This window comes from Paenibacillus rhizoplanae, from assembly GCF_042684125.1.
Classification (GTDB): domain Bacteria; phylum Bacillota; class Bacilli; order Paenibacillales; family Paenibacillaceae; genus Paenibacillus_AQ; species Paenibacillus_AQ rhizoplanae.
On record NZ_JBHUKY010000019.1, the window covers coordinates 320,909 to 339,610 of the forward strand.

Consider the following 18,702-nt stretch of genomic DNA (forward strand, 5'->3'; position numbering starts at 1 on the left):
GGCAGAATCAAGTGCTACATATCCAAGACTGAAGACTGAACCAGTTCCGCTATCCCTTCCTCTAACCCCGTTACATCCTCATCCTCCAGCCACTCCGGCGGGACGAGCAGATAATGGCTGGAGCTGCTCTTCAGATAGCTGTAGATGATCTGTGCCTCGTCGATCTTGTGGCGGCTCATCTCTTCGGTAGCGGCGGTCTGGCTGCTGCTGCGGAAGACCTCCCGGGCGGATGCTGCGATCATCCCGGTGAGCTGCCCCTCGTTCAGCGCGTCTCTAGCCAGCAGGGTGCGGTAGAGGATCATGCTGCCCTTGATGAGGATCAGCTTATGGGACTGCTCGTCCACCGGCTCCAGCACGATAATATTCTTGTTCGCTCCGGTGAATTCGATCACCTGCTCCTTCTGCAGCAGCGAGTGGACGGCACCCAGATAATCGCGGAATTTGGCGGCGGTCTCGAAGTCGAACCGCAGCGCAGCTTCCTCCATCCGGGCTTCCAGTCCGGCTACAATTCCGCTGTCTCTGCCTTCCAGTAAGCAGATCATCTCGTCTATGACGGCTTCATACTGTAGCACTGCTGCCTCCCCGCCTCCGCACATGCCGATGCATAGGCCCAGCGAATGGTTCAGGCAGCGGGAGCTGCGGGAATGGGGGCTGCTGCACAGAATGCGCTGTGATTCTTTGATGCCCAGCACCGCTCTCTCCACCGTACTCCGGCTGGTATAAGGGCCATAGACGAGGCTGCCCGCCTCTGTACTTGGCTCGTAGCCGATCTCAATCTGCCGGTAAGGCGCTTTGTCCACGATGGAAATATAGCTGTAGGCGAGCGGATTTTTCATTTTGCGGTTATACATCGGCTTGATCTCTTTGATCAGCTGGCATTCCAGCATGAAGGCCTCCAGCTCCGTATCGGTCAGCCGGTAGTCCAGATCGCGGATATGCTTAACCAGCTGCTTCACCTTGGGCGAATGTCCCTTATTATTATAAAAATAAGACTGGACCCGCTTCCTCAGCTGCTTCGCCTTGCCGACATAAATCACATGGCCCAGGCCGTCCTTCATCAGGTATACGCCAGGCGTTAAGGGCAGGCCGGCGACCTTGTCTGTTAGCTGTGCGGGCATGACAGCCGCCTCCGTTCGTCAATTTCTTCCGTATCTTTCAAGTATAGACCATGCCGCCGTCACCTGCGACAGCAAAAGCTCCTCCCGGTCCTCCGGCAGAAGTGGTGTGACATAATCCACAATGTCTCCCGGCCAAACCCTCTATCATTAACTACATGAACGATAGGCATGAACGTATGCGATCAAGTAAGCTGGGGGGCTGCTGATGAAGTATTCAATCGGTGAATTTGCATCCATTCTGGGAGTGACGGCAGATACACTGCGCTTATATGAGAAACATGATATTGTCCGGCCGATGAAGGATCAGCATAATAACTACAGGTATTTCAACGATCTGGATGCGCGGAATCTATTGACGAGCAGATGGTACCGGAGCATGCAGATTCCACTTCAGGATGTGGCCGGGTTGATCAAGGACGCGCCGTGTGAGCAAGTGGTGGAGTCGATTGCTGCTGCGGGTATGCAGCTGGAGGAGGAGATCCGGCGCAGCACGCTGCTGCTCGGCAAGATTCAGGAGATTCAGGCGGAGCTGGCGCAGGTCGGCGCATCCCTATATACGTGCAAGATGAAGCAGGTGCCGGGGATGTACCGGATTCAGCAGACGAACAAGAATCATTTGCTGCAAAAGGAGGATCTCAAAGACACGGTCCAGGCGTGGATGGAGCTGCTGCCGTTCACCTTTTATTCCTTCCGGGTTGAGAATAAGGCAGGCGAATGTATCTGTGGATTAGGGGATCTGGAGTATAGCTGGGGACTTGGCCTGCTTGCGGAGGATCAGGAGAAGCTCGGGGTCTGCTTGAACGATGGCGTGGAGGTTCTGGAGCCGGCGACCTGCATCTCTGCCGTCATTGTCAGCGGCCACGAGGATTACCTGGAGCGGGGAGCGTTCGGGTTCATGCTGGACTATGTGAAGGCACGGAATTATAAGATTAGCGGGGACATCAGCGGTAAAATTCTGTTCACCGAGCGCACGAATAACGGCAGCAAAACGTATCTGGAGATTAATATCCCGGTAGAATCGGATGAAGGGTCCGCCCTACTTTGAGAAAAGTTTCACATATTGTTCATTGACCTTGGTACAGTACCAAGGTTTACACTGTGAGCGGTAGTCAGCAGTCCTATTAGAGAGAGAAACGGGGCTGCATTAACCACACAGGGGGAGAAATTGATGCGTAAGCAAGCAACAAAACAGGTGTTTCTATTCACCGTATGTCTGGTATTGGTCCTGTCGCTCCTCAGCGGCTGCAGCGGTAACAATTCCGCCGCACCGGCAGCCTCAGAGCAGCCGTCCGCTTCGCCGCAGGCATCACAGCCAGCGGATACAAGTGCTGTACCGGCAGACTTCAAAGCGGGAACCTATAAAGCAGAGGCCGAAGGCAAGGACGGCAAGATTCAGGTTGAGGTAACTCTTGACGATCATTCGGTCATTACCGGGATCAATGTGGTCAGCCAGAACGAAACCGCCGGAATCGGGGTGGAGGCGATCAACAAGGTCAAGGAGGAGATTCTATCCGGCCAGACCCTGAATATTGATGCCGTCAGCGGTGCGTCCGAGTCGAGCAAGGCGATTCTGACCGCTGTGGAAGACGCGCTTAAGCAGGCGGGCGGCAATGTGGAGGCTTTTAAAACAAAGGCTGTAGTGAAATCGGGAGAAGGCAAGACCGAGCAGCTGTCCGCAGATGTGGTCGTGGTTGGTGCAGGTGCGTCCGGTGTGTCGGCAGCGGTATCGGCAGCTGATAAGGGCGCAAAGGTGATCCTGATCGAGAAAACAGCGACGATCGGCGGCGCGAGCAACCTGTCCTGGGCGGGCAAATTCTACAACTCCTCCGCCGCAGTAAGCAGCGGGCTTAAAGTAGAAGTCGAGAAGGAGATTGCCGACTGGATCGTGAACAATCACTGGCGCGTGGATGCGGCGGCGATCCGCCAGTACGTCACGAAGTCGGGCGAGACCTACGATTGGCTGACAGGCAAGGGCTACACCACTACCTTCCTTAACTTCGCCGGGGAACAGCTTCATATGCTGCCTCCTTATGAGACCCGCCAGGAGCTGCTGCGCAAGATGCTTGCAGCATCCGTAGAGAAGGGCGGCGGACAGGTGATCACGGAGGCCACCGCGCAGAAGCTGATGACTGGCGCTAACGGAGAGGTGACCGGAGTCGTTGCTAAGAAGTCTGACGGAACCACCCTGGAGATTGCAGGGGCAAGCGTTGTAATGGCTACCGGCGGGTATGCCGGGAATAAAGAGATGGTTAAGGAAGCTTTTGGCTTCGAAGGCCTTAATGGCGGGCTTGGGCAGAACATCGGCGAAGGGCTGAAGATGTCCTGGGAGATCGGCGCGAAGGTGCCGGATAACTTCGGCGGACAGATGCTTCACCAGACGCTGGCCAGAGCTACAGACAAGCTGAAGACACAGTACGAGGCGTTTGAAGCCAGCTATCCGATGATGCTGTCTTACCTGCCAACCCTGATGAATGTCGGCCCTTCGGGCGCAAGATTCAGAGATGAGGCGGCGACGCTGACTGCGGTTGCGGCAGCGAATACCAGTGCTTTTAACGGAGCTTATCATCTGGTTATTGTCTCGCAGGCGCAGCTCGATGCGCTTAAGACCAAGGGAATGAAGGGGCTTCAGGCACCTAAGCTGCCGGGTATGCCGCCGGAATTCTATGCATCTTATAAAGACAAGTTCACGCTGGAGCAGCCTTGGAAGGATGCCGACAAAGTCTTCGAATCCATGGTAGCGAACGGCGATGGCTTCAAGGGAAATACGCTGGAGGAGCTGGCGAAGAATGCAGGGATGGACCCTGGAGTATTTGCCGCTGAATTCAAGCTCTATGAGGAAGCAGCGAAGACGGGCACTGATACGGAGTTCGGCAAGGCGAAGGAATATCTGGTTCCCATGGGCAGCAGCGGGCCTTATTACGCCGTTATTGCCGAGATCAACAACCTCTGTTCGGTTGGCGGTCTGCTGGTAAATACCAAGTTCCAGGTACTGAATGATAAGCGGTTGCCGGTCAAAGGACTGTATGCCGTGGGCGTGGAGTCTGAAGGGGTGCTTTTCAATGATACCTATGTAGGCAACGGAGTTGGACTGGGTTACTCCTTCACCTCCGGGCGGCTTGGGGGCGAGGATGCGGCAGCGGGCGCATTGGCTAAGGAATAGCCTCTTTATAAGTAATTCTCCTCTTTTCGCCGATAAAGAGTTGTCCTGAACTTTACGCGCGAGAAGAGGAACGTCCGATGTATATTCCCATATCACGAATCAACGCCGCTTCGCTGACCCGCTCATCGCAACAGGCGGACCACACTTCAGCCGGGTCATCTTCGCTCAGCTTCCCGGAGATGATGGCGGCTGTGGGAGCGGCAATTGAGGATCAGGCACGCAGAATCAAGGCAAGGTACGGTCTGTCCGTCCGAATTATGGCGGTAGCCAAAGGCGGCAGCAAGGGGAAGAAGACTAATGCAGGAGACCGGAGGGATCAGCGGGAGCTTGTAATCGCTCCGAATATTCTGCAGCAGATGAGCAAAGATCCTGTGATGCAGCGTAAGGTCTATGGCTACCTTGACGAGTATGTGCGCGAGCCGTACCCCTCGCCCGGCCATAGCCTGATTGTTCACAGGGACGGCACCTCCACCCTTCTTCCTGACGCCGCTAGACCGGCAGCAGTGCAGGAGATTACCCATCTACATACCGGGCAACCGGAAATCGCGGGCAGCTTATACGATCAGGACAGACTCAAGCAGCTCGCGTTCCTCCGGGCCAGAAGAGCAGGCAGGCACCGGTAACAGCGTGTAATCCGCAAATAAGATCCCTGAATCCATGTGATGTGGAGGCGGGGGTCTTTTTGCTATCCTCCGCGTCCCTGAGGCGAACAATGGCCTATCCTCCTGCATAGCATATAGCACCTGCTTGCTATTTGTAAGTGGAAAGGGGGCGCATGGCTAATGGGTATCCAGCTTACTGCGATTCATTGGGTGTATCTGGTGTTTATTGTGTTCATTCTGGCGCTGCTGATCAAGCGGCGTGATACAACCATGATCTGTGTGACCGGGATTCTGGCGCTCGGGCTGCTGGCAACGGCGACGCTTAGCGGGTCGGTGTCGGGGATCTTTAACTCTTTTGTCTATGCGACTAAGGAGCTGCTCGGCACTATAATGATTATCTCCATTATCGTGGCGATGAGCCGGATTCTGATTATAACAGGTATCAACGAGACGATGGTATCGCCGCTCACCCGGTTCCTGCGCACACCGGCGATGGCCTACTGGGGAATCGGACTGATTATGATGGTAACCTCGTTCTTCTTCTGGCCTTCTCCTGCGGTAGCGCTGGTCGGGGCAGTTCTGCTGCCGGTGGCGGTCCGGGTCGGCCTGCCTGCGCTGGGCGCAGCGGTAGCCATGAACCTGTTCGGGCACGGGATCGCCCTCTCCGGCGATTATATTATTCAAGGCGCTCCGAAGCTGACGGCGGATGCCGCCGGTCTTCCGGTGTCCAGTGTAATGCAAGCTAGTATCCCTCTGGTTGTTGTGATGGGGATTGTCACTACGGTAAGCGCATTCTGGATGATGAAGCGGGACCAGAAGAACGGCACCTGGAGAGATGGCCTGGTCGCTTCGCCGGGAGCAATAGAGCCGCTGGCTGACGCGGGGACGGACGATGAAGGGCAAGTCCTCATGAGTGACCGTCTGCGAAAAGGGCTAGCCATCGCCATTCCGCTGCTCTTCCTGCTGGATGTGACCGGCATGTTCGTGCTTCACCTGCAAGGCGGTGATGCTACCGCGCTGGTCGGGGGAACCGCCGTGCTGATCCTGATTGTCGTTACCCTGCTGGCCCATCGCGGCCAGGGGCAGGGGCTGGAAAAAATCACAGCCTATCTTATTGAAGGCTTCATCTTCGGCTTCAAGGTCTTCGGGCCAGTCATCCCGATTGCCGCCTTCTTCTATCTGGGCGACGCCGCCTTCACCGAGCTGTACGGCAAGGTGCTGCCGGACGGCTCGCACGGCATCGTGAACGACCTGGGCGTGGCCCTGGCGGATCACGTGCCGCTGAACGGGGCGGCATCCGCCGTAACGCTGACGGTGATCGGCGCGATCACCGGCCTCGACGGCTCCGGGTTCTCCGGCATCTCGCTGGCCGGCTCGATTGCCGGGCTGTTCGCCGCCGCGATCCACTCCGGCGCGGCAACGCTGACCGCCCTTGGGCAGGTGGCCGCCATCTGGGTCGGCGGCGGCACCCTGATTCCGTGGGCGCTCATTCCCGCCGCTGCGATCTGCGGCGTCAGCCCGTTCGAGCTGGCCCGGCGCAATCTGAAGCCGGTCCTGCTGGGTCTGGCGGCCATGACGATTGTCGCCATGTTCCTGGTGTAGGCGCCGCTTAGGATTCCATCCCCTCCACCCGCCAGGGTGCATACGGACTCCAGGCCCACCACCACTCGGCGCATATGGACCCCAACGCTGTAATTCCATAGCCACCACCACTCGAGTACACACAGACCTGGGCGCTGTAACTTCATAACCTCCGCCACTCAGGTACGTACGGACCCCAGCGCCGTTATTTCCAGAAATCAGCCTGTTTTCGAACCCATGCGGACTCCAGAGCCTTTATTACTCCCATTTGGCCCAATTCGGCCTTGCTTTTGGAGGGATAAGGTCTCTCCAGTCCGCATGGAGCGCAAGGCCACGGTTTTGAGAGTAATAACGACCGTACGGTCCGCATGGAAAAAGAGTGTGCGAAAAGGGGACAATCCCCTCCACCCGCCCAGGCGCACACAGCCCCCAGTACCGTGATTTGCGGACCCCAGCCTGTTCCCCCAACTCACACGTAGCGCCAGTTGCTGCCCGCCACTACCAGTTAGATATTCGCCCCGGGTGAACCCCGCGCCTACAATCCGCATAAGATTTCCTTCCCTAATCCATCCTACAGAAGTACGGACATTGTGATAGAGGGGGAAGGATCTTATGAAGCACTACGAATCCAGTCTGCGTACCAACAGTACGGTCGATCAGGCGCATGATGCGGTGACGAAGCTGCACAACGCTGTAACCCAGGCTTCGAGTCATCCGACCAGTCAGATGCTGGATCAGGCAGAGAACAGCCTGGAGCACGCTGAGGAAGCCGTGCGCCATGCCCCGGAAGGTTCGGTCGGCAGACAAGGGGTAGAGCTGGTCCAAGAGAGGCTGGAGGAAGAGAAGCGCAGATTGTCTTCGCTGGATGGGCAGGCAGGCGAGTCCCAGGATTAGAGCCTGAACCAGGGTAAGGTGAACAGGTACTCCCGGAGTTGATCCGGGAGTGCCTGTTTGCTGTTAATGGTATCCGAGGCCCGAATGGGGGCTTGTGCAATCATTTGCTGTAAAAAAGGTTATAAGGTAATGACGAGACCATTCAGGGGAGGTACATACCTATGCCAGAAGCGGACAACACCGGTTCATGGAGTCCTCCGGAGACACCGGAGATGCTGCGTGCCGCGCTTAAGGAGATTACCAAGTGGGAGAAGGAGCAGAATAGGCTGATGATCTGGGACCGGATTACCCGGTTGCCCTTCAAGCTGCTTGATGCAATTACGCCAAAGGTTATCCATGATAAGGTAGGCCGGCTGCTCGATGAACTGGGCGGCTACATCCAGAACGGCGGCAACTATCTGGTGGCCGGGCGCAAGGTGGGCAAGCTGATGGAAGAGACAAGCCGGGCGGCGGGCGCTTCGGAAGACGGGCCGTTCCCGCTGGCTGTAATGGATGCCGTAGCGCTCCGGCTTGCGGATAGAAGCCGGAATACGGCTACGGCGCAGGGGGCGACCACGGGCTTCGGCGGGATTTTCACACTGGCTGCGGATATTCCGGCCGTCCTGGGCCTCTCCTTGAAGGCGATTCAGGAGATTGGCTTGTGTTATGGCTACGATCCGACCGATAAGGCGGAGCGGATCTTCACCGTGAAGGTGATGCAGTTCGCCTCCTCCGATGTGGTGGGGAAGCGCACGCTGCTGAAGGAGCTGAATCTGCAGGCAGGCGGGGACGGCAACATTCTCGCCGCAACCAAGGAGACCGTGTCCAGGATTCAGGGCTGGAAGGAGGTAGTGACTGTATACCGCGACAATTGGGGCTGGAAAAAACTGCTCCAGACCATTCCGGTCGCAGGTATGTTCTTCGGCGCTTACCTCAACCGGAAGACGCTTGAAGAGGTCACAGAGGCTGCGCGGATGCTCTACCGCAAAAGACGGATTATCTCCAGACTGGCAGAGCTGGAGCAGAGATGATACGCTGAGGGTACTGTAGCAGGGAACGCACGGATAGGAGAGAGAAGATGAAATACACAGTTCCACAGCATGACACCCAGGAATTGATCCGGCAGGCGGAGTCCTTCATCACGGCCTGCTATCAGGAACTGGGGTTAACAGAGGGCGAACGGGACCTGCGTCTGGCGGACATACGCGAAGAGGTGCAGCGCACAGGTACATACAGGCATACGGGAGAAGAGCTGGCGCACGGAGCAAGGATGGCCTGGCGCCATAACAGCCGCTGCATCGGAAGACTATTCTGGCATTCCTTAGATGTGATTGACGCCCGCAGAGCAGAGACTGTAGCGGAGGTCGCGGAGGCGCTGCTGCATCATATGAAGCATGCCAATAACGGCGGCCGTATCCGGCCGGTCATTACCGTCTTCCGCAGTGAAGAGGAGCAAGACCATGCCATCCGGATCTGGAATCATCAGCTCATCCGCTATGCCGGTTATCCCGGGGACGGGGAGCATCCGCGTGCCGGTGACCCGGCCTCGGACGAATTCACCGCAGTCTGCCTGAAGCTGGGCTGGCAGGGTACCGGCGGGGACTTCGATATTCTGCCGCTCGTGATCAGCATCGGCGGGGAGGAACCCCGCTGCTTCCCTATCCCGGCAGGACTTGTACAGGAGGTGCCGCTCAGCCACCCGGAGATCCTGCAATTCACGGAGCTAAGGCTGCGCTGGTATTCCGTTCCGATTGTCTCGGACATGTGCCTGGAGATCGGCGGCATCCGTTACCCGGCAGCGCCATTCAACGGCTGGTACATGGAGACGGAGATCGGCTCGCGGAATTTCGGCGATACGGACCGCTACAACCGTCTGCCTGCGGTGGCTGATCTTCTGGGCCTTGACCGCTCCACTAATACCTCGCTGTGGAAGGACCGGGCGCTGCTGGAGCTGAACCGTGCCGTCCTCTATTCCTTCAAGCAAGCGGGGGTTAGTATTGTGGATCATCATACAGCGGCAGACCAGTTCGTCCGCTTCCAGGAGCAGGAGAAGCAGCAGGGGCGTGAGGTATCCGGTAAATGGGGCTGGCTGATCCCGCCGATGTCGCCTTCCTCCACGCCGATCTGGAATGATAACAAGCTGCGTGATTTGCAGCTAAGCCCGCGCTTCGTCTACCGGAAGAAGCAACAGGCGGACCCTGGGAAGCATGAGGTAGCGGAAGCGAAGGGCTGCCCTTTTCATCAGTCTATGAAGAGTGATTGATCAATAACCAATCGTTGCTGGAGCGGATGCTTCGGCATAAAGGGGAGGCCTATATGAATAAGCGATCCGGCAGGCCATGCAGGCTGGAATGCTGGAGGTCATTCGTCTGATGGAGAGTAAGTTCACTGTTGCCGGGTTTGCGCATCCTGAGGTGAAGGTGAGCACCTTCCTGGCTAATTCGATGCTGTGCAATATGGCGCTTACGCTGAACATGCCGGAATTGAAGCCGATGCGCAAGTAACCTATGGGCCTGAGAGTGGAGTGTAATTATTAGTGACTGATCAATTACCTGCATGATTTGTAGCCGCGCAGCCGGATTTTTTAATTTCCTCTTATAGCTCAAGGGTAATTTGCACAAGATAGAAATAGTCACGTTACCCATTCTGTGATACTATTTATTTCTATATCCAATGAGGAAGTGAAGCTTAATGATCAGCATTACCATTCCGTCACCGGAAGTTATTATTTACAAGCAAGCTAACCCTGAGCTGAGCCATATTTACGGATTCACCGATTTCCACCTGATTACCCGCGAAGCCGGCGGCATCTTCATGTTCTACAATGATCAGGACGAGCTGCTGTTTGTGGGCAAGGCCCGCAAGCTGAGACCGCGGATCAAGAAGCATTTCGAGGACAATGTATCCGTAATGAAGTCCCACCGCGACGAGGTTACCCGCATTGAAGTCTGTATCATCGAAGATCCAGTGGACAGAGAGATTTATGAGACATACATCGTGAACAAGCTTCGCGCGAAGTACAATGTTGAGAAGGTTCTGTATAAATAAGGTTTGGCGAAAAGGCGTGGTCCCTGCGGACTGCGCTTTTTATTTTCCCGGCTCAAAAGCTCCTAACTCCGCAGTGTTTCCTCTTGTTTTAATAAACGAAATTTGAGACAATAAGGTATTGTTGCTGCTAATGTCCCTGTCAAGGTAGAATAGATAGATTGAACTTTAATGTTTTGAAAAGAGGATATGAAATGAATAAAGAATCCATTTATGGATTGACTTTGGAGCAATTGACGGCATGGCTGCTGGAGCATGGCCACAAGAAATCCCGGGCCACCGCTGTCTGGGAATGGCTGTACCGCAAGCGGATTACCAGCTTCGCCGAGATGGACGGAATGAATCAGGAATGCATAGAGCTGCTGGAACAGCATTATGTATTTCAGACGATGGAAGAGCACGTGAAGCAGGAATCAGCGGACGGTACGGTGAAGTTCCTCTTCCGCCTCCAGGATGGCAACCTGATTGAGACGGTGATGATGCGGCAGAAATACGGCTTGTCCGTATGTGTCACCACTCAGGTCGGTTGTAATATAGGTTGTAGCTTCTGTGCAAGCGGGTTGCTGGCGAAGAGCCGGGACCTGACCAGCGGCGAGATCGTGGAGCAGATTATGAAGGTGCAGCATTACCTGGATCAGGCCGGTCTGGGCCAGAAGGTGACCCATGTCGTGGTTATGGGCATCGGCGAGCCGTTCGATAACTTCCGGCATCTGCTGAACTTCCTGATTACTATCAAGGACCACAAGGGTCTGGCGATAGCCGGCAAAGGAATTACCGTATCCACCAGCGGCCTGGCGGACAAAATCAGAGAATTCGCCGACGCTAACATGCAGGTTAATCTGGCGATCTCGCTGCATGCCCCGAATAATGAGCTGCGGACACAGATTATGAAGATTAACCGGGCCATTCCTATAGAGAAGTTAATGCCGGCGATTGATTACTATCTGGAGAAGACGAACCGGAGAATCACGCTGGAGTATATCCTGCTGAAGGATATCAATGACCGCGAGGAGCATGCGCTGGAGCTGGCCGAGTTAATCGGAGACCGCCGCCAGTTGGCGAACGTCAACCTGATTCCGTATAACCCCGTGGATGAGCACAGCCAGTATCAGCGGAGCGAGCGGGAGTCGGTGCGTGCGTTCTTCGATACGCTGAAGAAGCAGGGCGTCAGCGTCAGCACCCGGCTGGAGCAGGGCGTCGATATTGATGCGGCCTGCGGACAACTGCGCAGCAAGCAAATCAAGAAGACCAAAGGCAAAGCCGCAGATACTGTGTTACAATAATCTGGCAGTGAATTGAGAAATGAGGAATGCAACTTGTTGACATTTACAAGCTACACCGTGGAGAACGTAAGAGATCCTTTTAATATTCTAAGCGGCAAGCGATATGAGTTCGTCGTGAATATTGATGTGCCGGAGGATGATGAGCTGTACGTGGAGAACGGCGTGTCCGCACGCGTGATTGTCAAAGTGGAAGAAGAGCAGACAAGCATTGTCAGCTACGATCTGCTGGAGACCTCGTCAGGCCAGCTGCTCGATTTCGATATGGAAGAAGATGAGCAAGCCGCGCTGCTACAGTTCTGTTCGGAGCATGTTCCTGCATAGGACAAGGCGGCAGTGGTCTCACAAAAAAGGAACTGTAGATTTCAGCAGTTCCTTTTTTTTGTGCAAATCTACAAATGGATTCGCGTTCAAGCCCCGGCTTCACTAGCCCAGGCAGCCTTCCACATAATAATGAATCTGCTTGTTCCACCATGGCCAGTCATGGCTGACATCATGGCCCCAGTAGTCGATCCGTGCAGGAATGCCCTTCTGCCCCAGCACCTCCTGAAGCAGCCGGGTCTCATGCAGCATCTCGTCCTCATACGCCCCTTGACCGACACAGGCGATAATTGTGCTGCTGCGGTACTGGTTCAGATAATGCTCATCCGTCAGCCCCGGCAAGTAATGCAGCGGTGAATTGAGGTAGACGTCCCCGCTCATATAGTCGCCGAAGAAATAATAGGTCGAGTAGACGCCGCTCAGGGCGATCAAGGTATCGAAATAGTACGGATAACGGAAAAAGAAGCTGGCGCTGTAATAAGCGCCCATCGAGCAGCCGGAGATCAGAATACGCTGGTCGGTCCCGCCGTTGCTGCGTTTGCTCTCATGGAGGATGCCGGGAATCAGCTCATGCGCAATATATTTGTCATACTGTTCATGGCGGTGTATCCGGTCCTCGTTGTTCCAGTGGGTGGAGAAGAAGGTCTCCTCATCCAGACTGTCACAGGCCCAGATCTGCAGCTTGCCCGCTTCAATGAAGGACGAGAGCGTATCGATCATGCCCGAATCCTCATATTGATAAAAGCGTCCAAGCGAGGTGGGGAAGACGAGCATCGGTTTGCCGGCGTGGCCGTATATTTTATACTCCATGTCTCTGCCCAGGTTGTGGCTGTACTCCTTATGGTAGCTAATCCTCATCCGTTAACACATCCTATCCCTCTTCTTGTTGAATATAGCCTCTAATGTCTCTGACCTCCGAAAGCTCGGGTGAACGGAACTGATAAGCACTGTTGCCCATCGCTCTGCTGAAGACCTCTTCAATCTCGTCATAACTAACAATCTTCCCGCCGAATTCACGGTAGATGTCCTCATGGCTGTGAGCGTAATGCTTATGATTCTTGCGGCTGGCATAGCCGGTATAATATTTGCCTTCGTATGGACCGCCGACCTCATTGTGCACAACCATGCTGGCCCATTCCTTATAGATATTAACATCATAGGCGAAGTTAATCGCATCGGTCATCCAGGCGCCGGGCGGGCGCATATTCACTTCCAGGGCAATAATCCGGCCATCCTTGTGCGATTTGAACAGCTCGATATGGAAGAACCGTTCCCGGATGTCAAAAGCCTGCAAAATGCTCCGCCCCGCCTCCTCGACCTCCGGGCTGATCTCCCGCAGACAGAAGTAGTAGAGGTGATTGTCCGTATTGACGACGTCCATCACACTGTTCTCGAACAGGTGGCTGACCGCGAAGCGTACATTCCCGTCCCTGTCCACCAGCCCGTCATAGGTGAGGATGACCCCGTCTATGAATTCTTCAATAATGAAGGCTACATCCTCCGGCTTCGTGTCAAAAAAGTGCTGGAGCTCCTCTTCATTATTAATCTTGTACGTATTACTGGCCCCCGAGCCCAGATCGGGCTTCACCACCAGCGGGAAGCCGGCGCTCTGGATGAAGCTCTCCACGCTCTCACGCGTTGTGCCTGTGGAGAACTGGACGGTGCTAACACCGCTTTTGTGGAAAAAGTCCTTCATCTTGGACTTCTGCTTCAGGTTATGGACGAAATCCGACTTGGTGCCGTAGATGTTGAAGTCCGTCCGGATAGCCGCATCCTGCTCCAGCCAGTATTCATTCAGCGACTCGAAGCGGTCAATCTTGCCGTATTTATGGGTGAAATAGCCGGCAGCCCGCAGAATCTCCTCATAGCTCTCCAGATTGCTTACCTTATAGTATTCGGTCAGTGCCGATTTCAGCTTGTCCTCCAGCTGGTCATAGGCTGCATCGCCAATCCCAAGCACCGTGGCCCCCTGCTCCCGCAGGTGCGTACAGAATTCAGCGCTGTTCTTGGGGAAATGCGGGGAAAAGAAAATAAAGTTCATGCAGACCGGCCCCTTTGGCTAAAATGTAATTCCGAGTTAATTTGTATGATTAATTTAATCTAATCTACCAGCTTCGCCAGCATCCGTCAATCCTCTTCGTGCTATTTTTGCTGCAGAGTTCGGTTGAGCCGGGCGAGCAGTCCGCTGAAGAGTCCGCAATCCTCCGGGGACCAGTCCTCGAAGATCTGCCCGTAGCGCTCCAGCCGGATGTCCCGGGCCTCAGCGAAGGTCTGTGCACCAAGCATTGTAAGCTGAAAATAGCTGGAGCGCCCATCCTGCGGATCAGGTACCCGTTCCACATAGTTCTTCGCCTCCAGGACGCTCGTCTGCCTGCTGATGGTAGAGGTGTCGAGGCCGAATTGTTCGGCAAGCGCCTTAACACCTACCTTGTCGTGCATCGACAGATGTTGGAGCAGGGTATACGAGGAGCGGTCCAGCCCGCCATGCTTCTTATCCAGCGAGCCGTGGCGGATCAGCGTAATCAGCTCCTGGTTCAGAGCTTCGAGGTGCTTGTCCTTCTGTTCATCAGCCATAGTTAGATTCCGTCCTTTACCGGTTACTTTGTCATATGTCTACCTAGTATAATTGATAATACCGGCCTTATGCTAAGGCTACCTGATTATGAAAGCGCAGGGGATGACGATGGGCGTACAGGATATTTTCCTGATCGCTACGGCAGTGGGGCTGCTGGCTATTCCGCTGACCTTCCTCCTGAGAGGCGGCAACGGCAAGCCTGCAGCGGCCCCTGCTCCGCAGGCGGAGGCTTGAAGCCGGGACTCTGCCCTAAATACTCCTTTATCATGCGTTATAGCGCTTTCTCTTCGCATGTTGGGCGATTATGAGTTAGAATACTATAAAGCGAGCAAATAATAGGAGTTGTATACATGTCCAACAATGATGAAGTATTTTTGACCAAAGAAGGCCTGGCCAAGCTGGAGGAAGAGCTAAGAGAGCTGAAGGGAGCAGGGCGTAAGGAACTTGCCGCCCGGCTTAAGCTGGCGATCAGCTACGGCGATCTGAAGGAGAACAGCGAATACCACTCCGCCAAGGAGGATCAATCCTTCATGGAGACCCGCATTATGATTCTGGAGAAGATGCTGATCAAGGCGCAGATCGTGGATGCCAGCAATCTGGATCTGAGCACAGTCAGCGTAGGCTGCATCGTTATCCTCAATGATGTGGAGTACTCGGAGAAGATCGAATATAGAGTGGTTGGGCCGGCGGAAGCCGATGTGCTGGACAACAAGATCTCCTACGAGAGCCCGCTCGGCAAAGAGCTGATCGGCAAAAAGGTAGGCGATATCATCAGCGTCAATGCCCCGATGGGTGTCATCAAATACGAGCTGCTTGAGATCAAAATGCTGTAAACCGAAGTCTTAACCGGAATCCCGTGGCCCTTAATTTAAGGGCGCGGGATTTTCTTTATGTTTTGGGCTCCTCCGCAAAGTACTTGAGTCACCATCGAGGCTTACTCCCCATTTTGTGGGGTTTGGGTATGTCTGGCTGCCATAGGCAATTGCTATCAAGGATATTGATTCCTTGTCTTAGACGCTCCCTGCCGGGAGGGTTATAGTAGAAATAACTACTACATAGAGGAGTCCTGGCTTGTGATTCAGACTGTACTCACGACACTTGTTGAGGTCATCGTACCGCTGTCCATTCCGGTGGCCGCCGGAGCGCTGCTTGGACGGTATAAGCAGCTTGATACGAAGCCTCTGCTGACGCTGTACCTGTATTTTCTCAGTCCGGCTATTATTCTCGACACGCTGGCTACGGCAGATATCTCCTTCGATGATGTCTATAAGACACTCTCATTCTCGCTGCTGAATCTGTTCCTCTTATGGGGCGTGGCGACGTTGATTGGCAAAATGCTCAAGCTGGCTCCGCCGGAAGCCGCCGGTCTTACGCTCATCTCCACCTTCACGAACAGCGTCAATTACGGTCTGCCGCTGGTGCTGCTGGCCTTCGGCCAGCTGGGCCTGGACAAGGCATCGGTCTATGTCATCGCCCAGATGGTGATCGTGAATACGATCGGCGTGTATTTTGCCGCCCGGTCACAGTTCTCCGTGCGAAGCGCGATGAAGTCAGTCTTCTCGCTGCCAGCCATCTACGCCGCCATTCTGGCGCTGCTGCTGCGGGCGCTGGGCCTGCATATGCCGCATGAGCTGGCTTCGGGGGTGTCGATGGTCGCCGGTGCATACTCGCCGGTTGTGCTGGCCATTCTCGGCGCGCAAATGGTGAAGGTCAGAGCCGCGCATACGGAGCGCAATGTGCAGCTGGCTTTCTGGACGGGGCTGACCGTCCGGCTGCTGCTGGCTCCGCTGCTGGCCGCGCTGGTGCTGCTCGCCCTGAACATCACAGGCACCCTGTTCGCGGTGCTGCTGATTCTGGCCTCCATGCCGGTGGCAGTCAATTCCGTCGTCCTGGCCGAACGCTTCGGCAGCTCGCCTGCACTGGTCTCGCGCTGTATCGTCTGGACGACGCTAGCCTCCTTCCTGGTCCTGCCGGTGCTGATTGCGGCGGTGGGGGGATAGGGGGGCAGGGGACTGCTGTTAGGGTGAAGCTATCATAAGTAGGGCGAAATTTATTATAGTACTTATATTGTCTATTAATAGATTCTAAATTTTTGTAAAATAGTTAGAAGGGGGGATTTTGGTGCCAAGAGACAAAGCATTTAATACTATTTTTGATCAGATTCGGTTATTGAAAAATAGGGGTTTGCAAATTAATAATTTGAGCTCTGCTAAAGAACATCTTAAAGATAAGAACTATTTTGATCTTATAAATGGTCATGAGACACTCCTACTTGATGATGCAAAACGATCACCTAAGAAATATACTAAAAAGTCATTTGATAATTTTTTAAGGCTCCATGATTTTGACAAACAATTTTCGAGCCTAATACTAAAGAAAATATCTGAGTTTGAAACTAAATTAAAAACAACAATCTCATATCATTTTTGTAAAAATCATTGCTCAACTTTGGCAGAAAACAACAACTATATAGACATAAATCATTATAATAAACCAGGATTAACTGATGGTCCAAAACAATATGTGAAATATTTTTACCATTCCAATGATCAAGAAAAAACACATAAATTATTTAGAAGTAATTATAAGTATAGAGGAAAATTCAGAGGTGCATTTAGCGGAATTGTAACGTATCAGCCTTCGAAGACAATACTAAACGGAGTCTTTACTGGCCGTTTTGGATCTTCTTCGATAAGGGAAGTAAAAGCGGGCATCTGTACATTCTATAACTCAAACCAAAAAACACTTTTAGCTGCACTTAATACAGTAAGTACAACCTCAGGATCAACTGTATCTCTCAACATAAATATACAAAGAGAAGAAACTATACAAGGTTTAAACTATATTGATGATTGTAAGCTGAAATTCTCATATATTAATGATTATAATAATCCACCATTCTGGGTTGTCATTAAAACACTCATGTTAAACGATTTAATTATATTAATGTATGGATTAAAAAAGCGTACGCTTGATGGGATTTTAAGAGATTTTAATTTGAAGCCCTACGAGAAGGAGAAGTTCATAAACTCTCTAGAGATAATTAGGGAGCTACGAAATTCCTGTGCTCATTTTGAACTGGTTAATCGGTTTAGGACATCACATAATTTAAAAGTAAATAATCATATCATTTCTGATTTACATTTATCACCTATGAGATCACAGTATGTAATTAAATTATTCGATGTATTAAAAGTGTTAAGAATGTATATTGATTTAACAGAAATAAAGTTGTTTTTACATAATTTTTGGAATATTGAAAATAAGTATGGTAATGATGATGTTACTTGTGCTCTATTTGAACGGATGGGAAATTCGAAAATAAATGAATGGATCTAAGATGGATTGACTTTAGTACGAATATAAGTTAAAATTGACGCATACAATAACGAATAGCCAAGACGGCGTGCCAAGCTTGCGTAGCTTGCTAAAAGTCCCTAGCCACCTTATTTTTTAATAAGGTGGCTTTGTATTCTTTTGTATTCTTTTGTATTCTTTTGTATTCTTTTGTATTCTAATGTTTGATAATTCCCTTTGAATGGTCTGATGTGAGTATACTTTGGCCAGCACAGCACGCAGTCGTCTGCGTGCTTTTTTCGTGCCAACATAATAATGAACGAGAGAGTGGGTAAAACAAAAGTAATACATTAGACCAAATTCAGAGTTTAGGCCTATTCTCCATGTGGAGTCTTCAAATAGGGGAGAATGCTGATTATTAAGACACAGGTACTTCACTCATCAGTGCATGTACATTCTGGTCGGGGTCCTGAAAGAACGTCATCCAGGTTGCGGTTTGACCCATCTCAGCCACTTTATGCGGCTTGTCCAGGAAATGTACATTCCGCCCGACTAACGTTTCGTACGATGCTTGAATATTGTCAACCTTGAAATAGAACACCGAGCTGGGATGATCGAATCGCGGGTCTTCAGCAATACCCAAGACCATCTGAATCCCGTTACACTCCAGGAAGGTCATGTTTGGGATCTGAAATAACAGATTTAGGCCTAGGGTATCTTGATAGAACCGGGTAGCAGCTTCCATGTCATGTACCCGAATGGATATTTGCCCAATGCCTTTAATTTGAAATTCTGAATGCATTTCAATATCGCTCCCTTGTTATATTGTATGTTCCACGCAGTAAATGTA

At 52.8% G+C, this 18,702-nt stretch carries 20 protein-coding genes; 15 read left to right on the forward strand and 5 right to left on the reverse strand.

Annotated features, from left to right (window positions below):
* Nucleotides 1-14: 14 nt before the first annotated feature.
* Entirely contained in the window at nt 15-1,118 is a 1,104-nt protein-coding gene (locus ACFSX3_RS09220; protein WP_209986734.1) for a UvrB/UvrC motif-containing protein, read from the reverse strand.
* 205 nt (nt 1,119-1,323) lie between these two features.
* On the opposite strand from ACFSX3_RS09220, the gene ACFSX3_RS09225 reads away from it, so the two are divergent.
* The 11 genes from ACFSX3_RS09225 (at nt 1,324) to ACFSX3_RS09275 (ending at nt 11,983) form a co-directional block, all read left to right on the forward strand.
* Nucleotides 1,324-2,163 carry a MerR family transcriptional regulator gene (locus ACFSX3_RS09225; RefSeq protein WP_209986732.1) on the forward strand — a complete coding sequence of 280 codons (840 nt, stop codon included), beginning with the start codon at nt 1,324-1,326 and terminating at the stop codon, nt 2,161-2,163.
* Between the two features lie 123 nt (nt 2,164-2,286).
* The gene (locus tag ACFSX3_RS09230) at nt 2,287-4,278 is read left to right on the forward strand and encodes an FAD-dependent oxidoreductase (RefSeq protein ID WP_209986730.1); all 1,992 of its coding nucleotides are present in this window, start codon (nt 2,287-2,289) and stop codon (nt 4,276-4,278) included.
* Between the two features lie 77 nt (nt 4,279-4,355).
* A complete protein-coding gene (locus ACFSX3_RS09235) occupies nt 4,356-4,901 on the forward strand; it encodes a hypothetical protein (protein WP_209986728.1) in 546 nt (181 codons plus the stop codon).
* 159 nt (nt 4,902-5,060) lie between these two features.
* Nucleotides 5,061-6,482 (forward strand): hypothetical protein, encoded by a 1,422-nt coding sequence (locus tag ACFSX3_RS09240; protein ID WP_209986726.1) that lies wholly within the window; start codon nt 5,061-5,063, stop codon nt 6,480-6,482.
* A gap of 591 nt (nt 6,483-7,073) precedes the next feature.
* On the forward strand, nt 7,074-7,355 hold the full coding sequence (locus ACFSX3_RS09245; RefSeq protein ID WP_209986724.1) for a hypothetical protein: 282 nt from the start codon (nt 7,074-7,076) through the stop codon (nt 7,353-7,355).
* 161 nt (nt 7,356-7,516) lie between these two features.
* Nucleotides 7,517-8,365, forward strand: coding sequence for an EcsC family protein (locus ACFSX3_RS09250; RefSeq protein WP_209986722.1), 849 nt, complete (start codon nt 7,517-7,519; stop codon nt 8,363-8,365).
* Nucleotides 8,366-8,412: 47 nt separating this feature from the next.
* Nucleotides 8,413-9,597 carry a nitric oxide synthase oxygenase gene (locus ACFSX3_RS09255; RefSeq protein WP_209986720.1) on the forward strand — a complete coding sequence of 395 codons (1,185 nt, stop codon included), beginning with the start codon at nt 8,413-8,415 and terminating at the stop codon, nt 9,595-9,597.
* A 76-nt stretch (nt 9,598-9,673) separates the two neighbouring features.
* Nucleotides 9,674-9,838 carry a hypothetical protein gene (locus ACFSX3_RS09260; RefSeq protein ID WP_209986717.1) on the forward strand — a complete coding sequence of 55 codons (165 nt, stop codon included), beginning with the start codon at nt 9,674-9,676 and terminating at the stop codon, nt 9,836-9,838.
* A 187-nt stretch (nt 9,839-10,025) separates the two neighbouring features.
* The gene (locus ACFSX3_RS09265; RefSeq protein ID WP_209986716.1) at nt 10,026-10,382 is read left to right on the forward strand and encodes a nucleotide excision repair endonuclease; all 357 of its coding nucleotides are present in this window, start codon (nt 10,026-10,028) and stop codon (nt 10,380-10,382) included.
* 191 nt (nt 10,383-10,573) lie between these two features.
* The gene (gene rlmN / locus ACFSX3_RS09270; protein ID WP_209986714.1) at nt 10,574-11,662 is read left to right on the forward strand and encodes a 23S rRNA (adenine(2503)-C(2))-methyltransferase RlmN; all 1,089 of its coding nucleotides are present in this window, start codon (nt 10,574-10,576) and stop codon (nt 11,660-11,662) included.
* 33 nt (nt 11,663-11,695) lie between these two features.
* Nucleotides 11,696-11,983 (forward strand): DUF6509 family protein, encoded by a 288-nt coding sequence (locus tag ACFSX3_RS09275; RefSeq protein ID WP_036722763.1) that lies wholly within the window; start codon nt 11,696-11,698, stop codon nt 11,981-11,983.
* A 102-nt stretch (nt 11,984-12,085) separates the two neighbouring features.
* Here the strand turns inward: ACFSX3_RS09275 and ACFSX3_RS09280 are convergent, their stop codons facing one another.
* The 3 genes from ACFSX3_RS09280 to ACFSX3_RS09290 all read right to left on the reverse strand — a co-directional run bounded on the left by ACFSX3_RS09280 (nt 12,086) and on the right by ACFSX3_RS09290 (nt 14,554).
* On the reverse strand, nt 12,086-12,838 hold the full coding sequence (locus ACFSX3_RS09280; protein WP_209986711.1) for an esterase family protein: 753 nt from the start codon (nt 12,836-12,838) through the stop codon (nt 12,086-12,088).
* 13 nt (nt 12,839-12,851) lie between these two features.
* Complete coding sequence (locus tag ACFSX3_RS09285) at nt 12,852-14,021, reverse strand: ATP-grasp domain-containing protein (RefSeq protein WP_209986709.1); 1,170 nt, start codon at nt 14,019-14,021, stop codon at nt 12,852-12,854.
* Between the two features lie 101 nt (nt 14,022-14,122).
* Nucleotides 14,123-14,554, reverse strand: a complete 432-nt coding sequence (locus tag ACFSX3_RS09290) for a MarR family winged helix-turn-helix transcriptional regulator (protein WP_209986706.1) — start codon at nt 14,552-14,554, stop codon at nt 14,123-14,125.
* Between the two features lie 88 nt (nt 14,555-14,642).
* On the opposite strand from ACFSX3_RS09290, the gene ACFSX3_RS09295 reads away from it, so the two are divergent.
* The 4 genes from ACFSX3_RS09295 (at nt 14,643) to ACFSX3_RS09310 (ending at nt 17,894) form a co-directional block, all read left to right on the forward strand.
* Nucleotides 14,643-14,789 carry a hypothetical protein gene (locus ACFSX3_RS09295; protein WP_209986703.1) on the forward strand — a complete coding sequence of 49 codons (147 nt, stop codon included), beginning with the start codon at nt 14,643-14,645 and terminating at the stop codon, nt 14,787-14,789.
* 116 nt (nt 14,790-14,905) lie between these two features.
* Nucleotides 14,906-15,388, forward strand: coding sequence for a transcription elongation factor GreA (gene greA / locus ACFSX3_RS09300; RefSeq protein WP_209986700.1), 483 nt, complete (start codon nt 14,906-14,908; stop codon nt 15,386-15,388).
* A gap of 240 nt (nt 15,389-15,628) precedes the next feature.
* Nucleotides 15,629-16,555 carry an AEC family transporter gene (locus tag ACFSX3_RS09305; RefSeq protein ID WP_209986697.1) on the forward strand — a complete coding sequence of 309 codons (927 nt, stop codon included), beginning with the start codon at nt 15,629-15,631 and terminating at the stop codon, nt 16,553-16,555.
* Between the two features lie 121 nt (nt 16,556-16,676).
* The gene (locus ACFSX3_RS09310) at nt 16,677-17,894 is read left to right on the forward strand and encodes an Abi family protein (RefSeq protein ID WP_209986694.1); all 1,218 of its coding nucleotides are present in this window, start codon (nt 16,677-16,679) and stop codon (nt 17,892-17,894) included.
* Nucleotides 17,895-18,270: 376 nt separating this feature from the next.
* Here ACFSX3_RS09310 and ACFSX3_RS09315 read toward each other — a convergent pair whose 3' ends face one another.
* Nucleotides 18,271-18,654 carry a VOC family protein gene (locus ACFSX3_RS09315; RefSeq protein WP_209986690.1) on the reverse strand — a complete coding sequence of 128 codons (384 nt, stop codon included), beginning with the start codon at nt 18,652-18,654 and terminating at the stop codon, nt 18,271-18,273.
* Between the last annotated feature and the right edge of the window lie 48 nt (nt 18,655-18,702).

Bases quoted from the DNA above. Each gene is read 5' to 3' on its own strand.
- ACFSX3_RS09220 (WP_209986734.1), bottom strand. From the start codon at position 1,118: ATGCCCGCACAGCTAACAGACAAGGTCGCCGGCCTGCCCTTAACGCCT.
- ACFSX3_RS09225 (WP_209986732.1), top strand. From the start codon at position 1,324: ATGAAGTATTCAATCGGTGAATTTGCATCCATTCTGGGAGTGACGGCA.
- ACFSX3_RS09230 (WP_209986730.1), top strand. From the start codon at position 2,287: ATGCGTAAGCAAGCAACAAAACAGGTGTTTCTATTCACCGTATGTCTG.
- ACFSX3_RS09235 (WP_209986728.1), top strand. From the start codon at position 4,356: ATGTATATTCCCATATCACGAATCAACGCCGCTTCGCTGACCCGCTCA.
- ACFSX3_RS09240 (WP_209986726.1), top strand. From the start codon at position 5,061: ATGGGTATCCAGCTTACTGCGATTCATTGGGTGTATCTGGTGTTTATT.
- ACFSX3_RS09245 (WP_209986724.1), top strand. From the start codon at position 7,074: ATGAAGCACTACGAATCCAGTCTGCGTACCAACAGTACGGTCGATCAG.
- ACFSX3_RS09250 (WP_209986722.1), top strand. From the start codon at position 7,517: ATGCCAGAAGCGGACAACACCGGTTCATGGAGTCCTCCGGAGACACCG.
- ACFSX3_RS09255 (WP_209986720.1), top strand. From the start codon at position 8,413: ATGAAATACACAGTTCCACAGCATGACACCCAGGAATTGATCCGGCAG.
- ACFSX3_RS09260 (WP_209986717.1), top strand. From the start codon at position 9,674: ATGCAGGCTGGAATGCTGGAGGTCATTCGTCTGATGGAGAGTAAGTTC.
- ACFSX3_RS09265 (WP_209986716.1), top strand. From the start codon at position 10,026: ATGATCAGCATTACCATTCCGTCACCGGAAGTTATTATTTACAAGCAA.
- rlmN (WP_209986714.1), top strand. From the start codon at position 10,574: ATGAATAAAGAATCCATTTATGGATTGACTTTGGAGCAATTGACGGCA.
- ACFSX3_RS09280 (WP_209986711.1), bottom strand. From the start codon at position 12,838: ATGAGGATTAGCTACCATAAGGAGTACAGCCACAACCTGGGCAGAGAC.
- ACFSX3_RS09285 (WP_209986709.1), bottom strand. From the start codon at position 14,021: ATGAACTTTATTTTCTTTTCCCCGCATTTCCCCAAGAACAGCGCTGAA.
- ACFSX3_RS09290 (WP_209986706.1), bottom strand. From the start codon at position 14,554: ATGGCTGATGAACAGAAGGACAAGCACCTCGAAGCTCTGAACCAGGAG.
- ACFSX3_RS09295 (WP_209986703.1), top strand. From the start codon at position 14,643: ATGAAAGCGCAGGGGATGACGATGGGCGTACAGGATATTTTCCTGATC.
- greA (WP_209986700.1), top strand. From the start codon at position 14,906: ATGTCCAACAATGATGAAGTATTTTTGACCAAAGAAGGCCTGGCCAAG.
- ACFSX3_RS09315 (WP_209986690.1), bottom strand. From the start codon at position 18,654: ATGCATTCAGAATTTCAAATTAAAGGCATTGGGCAAATATCCATTCGG.